Origin of the sequence: uncultured Thiocystis sp. (assembly GCF_903866365.1) — a bacterium.
Taxonomy (GTDB): domain Bacteria; phylum Pseudomonadota; class Gammaproteobacteria; order Chromatiales; family Chromatiaceae; genus Chromatium.
The window spans coordinates 1-2,422 of the sequence record NZ_CAIPNF010000118.1 but is presented as its reverse complement, the minus strand read 5'-3'; the positions used below and the strand labels follow the sequence as shown (position 1 = coordinate 2,422).

2 protein-coding genes are annotated in these 2,422 nt (G+C 64.7%); both read left to right on the top strand.

Annotation, left to right across the window (positions count from 1 at the left end):
* The first annotated feature begins 270 nt into the window (after positions 1-270).
* Positions 271-1,248 (top strand): cysteine synthase A, encoded by a 978-nt coding sequence (gene cysK, locus QZY07_RS07295; RefSeq protein ID WP_295401167.1) that lies wholly within the window; start codon positions 271-273, stop codon positions 1,246-1,248.
* Entirely contained in the window at positions 1,245-2,231 is a 987-nt protein-coding gene (epsC, locus tag QZY07_RS07290; protein WP_295401164.1) for a serine O-acetyltransferase EpsC, read from the top strand. The genes cysK and epsC overlap by 4 nt, the downstream gene beginning before the upstream one ends.
* Positions 2,232-2,422 lie beyond the last annotated feature (191 nt).

Here is a 2,422-nt window from a genome sequence, read left to right as displayed (position 1 = left end):
ATTCCATCGGATTGACCGCGGTTCCCGTAGCGCTTTCTGGCGTGGACCCGCCGCGCACGCCATGAATTTAGCTCCGACACCTGGAAAACCAGGCCGACAGAGTGCCTATGAGAGTTTTTGTCCGTTTGTGCAGAATCACCCCATTCGATCTGAATTCTTCTTCGTTCGACTCCGGCAGTGGAAACCTTAAAGTGAAACCTCTGTGGCCGTCCGGCACTCAACCGGCTTCACACCCCCGTCCAGGCCGATCCGGCCTGAGGAGAAATCCCGATGTCCAGTTGGTTTGCAGACAATGCGCAGTCGATCGGTCGCACCCCGCTGGTGGCGCTCAATCGTGTCACCGACGGTGCACCCGCCCGCGTGCTGGCGAAGATCGAGGGTCGCAACCCGGCCTATTCGGTCAAGTGCCGCATCGGTGCGGCCATGATCTGGGATGCCGAGCGGCGCGGTCTGCTCGGTCCCGGCAAAGAGCTGGTCGAGCCGACCAGCGGCAATACCGGCATTGCGCTGGCCTTCGTCGCCGCTGCCAAGGGCATCCCGCTGACCCTGACCATGCCCGAGACCATGAGTCTGGAGCGGCGCAAGCTGCTGGTGGCCTATGGCGCCAAGCTGGTGCTGACGGAAGGGGCCAAAGGGATGAGCGGGGCGGTGGCGAAGGCGGAGGAGATCGCCGCTGCCGATCCCGAGCGCTATGTGCTCCTGCAACAGTTCAAGAACCCGGCCAACCCGGCGATCCACGAAACCACCACCGGCCCCGAGATCTGGCACGACACCGAGGGCCAGATCGACATCCTGGTCTCGGGTGTCGGCACCGGCGGCACCATCACCGGCGTCTCGCGCTACATCAAGCAGACCCAGCGCAAGCCCATCCTCTCGGTCGCGGTCGAACCCGAGGCCAGTCCAGTGCTGACGCAGGCCCGTGCCGGCGAACCGCTCAAACCCGGTCCGCACAAGATCCAGGGCATCGGCGCCGGCTTCGTTCCGGACACCCTGGATCTGTCGCTGGTCGATGTCATCGAGACGATCAGTAACGAAGAGGCCGTGCAGTACGCCCTGCGTCTGGCGCGCGAGGAAGGCATCCTCTCCGGCATCTCCAGCGGCGCGGCGGTGGCGGTGGCAGCGCGGCTCGCCCAGCGCCCGGAGCACAGCGGTAAGACTATCGTCGTGGTCCTCCCCGACTCGGGCGAGCGGTATCTCAGCTCGATTCTCTTTGAGGGGCTGTTCGACGAGAAGGGTCTGGCGGTATGACGCGAACGGACAAGGTCACGCCGCTCAACGCCGCTCCCCTGGCGCACTGGGATCTGGCCCCAGTGGTCGCCGGGCTGCGCGCGGCGCGCGAACGCTGGCGCCTCGCGCACCAGCGCGAGCGCGAATCCGGCGGGCGCGAGTTCCCCTCGCGCGAGGCGCTGGAGACCGTGGTTCACGATCTCTGCGGGCTGCTGTTCCCGATGCGGCTCGGTCCGCCCGATCTGCGCCAGGAGACCGAGGATTATTACGTCGGGCACACGCTCGACCATGCGCTCAACACCCTGCACCAGCAGATCCGGCTGGAACTGGCCTATGCGACCCGTCACAGCGGACGGGGCAGCGACGACATCGAGATCCGCGCGGTGCGGATCGTGCGCGAATTCGCCGCCGATCTGCCATCAATTCGCCTTCTGCTCGATACCGACATCGATGCCGCCTTCCGTGGCGACCCGGCCGCGCACAGTGTCGATGAGGTGGTGCTCTGCTATCCCGGCGTGCTGGCGATCATCCATCACCGTCTCGCGCATCGGCTGTATCGGATGGGCGTACCGCTGGTGGCGCGGATCGTCAGCGAGATCGCCCACGGCAAGACCGGCATCGACATCCACCCCGGCGCCCGGATCGGCAAGGGCTTCTTCATCGATCACGGTACCGGCGTGGTCATCGGCGAAACGGCGGTCATCGGCGAGAACGTCCGGCTCTATCAGGCCGTGACCCTGGGCGCCAAGCGCTTCCCGATCGACGATCAGGGCGGTCTGCAGAAAGGATTGCCGCGTCATCCGGTGGTCGAGGACGACGTGGTCATCTATGCCGGGGCCACGGTGCTCGGACGCATCGTCATCGGTCGCGGCTCGACCATCGGCGGCAATGTCTGGCTGACCCACAGCCTGCCGCCCGGCAGTCATGTCACCCAGGCCGACTCGCAACAGGCGGTTGACCGCAAGGACGAGGATTTCCCGGAAACCTTTCTGGAAACCTTATAACCGCATTGAGAGAAAGCTTTAGACAGGATGAACAGGATCGACAGGATTTTTTAAGGGGGGTGGTCGGTTAGTGCCTCCACGCCCTATATGTTGTGGTCACCACTTATAGCCATGCGTCACTGCGGCTTCAGTGACGGGCTCGGTAACGACCGCCTGCTCCATGAGTCGGCGGAAGACGAGTCCACGGCTCT

Coding starts and splice junctions, on each gene's coding strand:
- cysK (WP_295401167.1), top strand. CDS start 271: ATGTCCAGTTGGTTTGCAGACAATGCGCAGTCGATCGGTCGCACCCCG.
- epsC (WP_295401164.1), top strand. CDS start 1,245: ATGACGCGAACGGACAAGGTCACGCCGCTCAACGCCGCTCCCCTGGCG.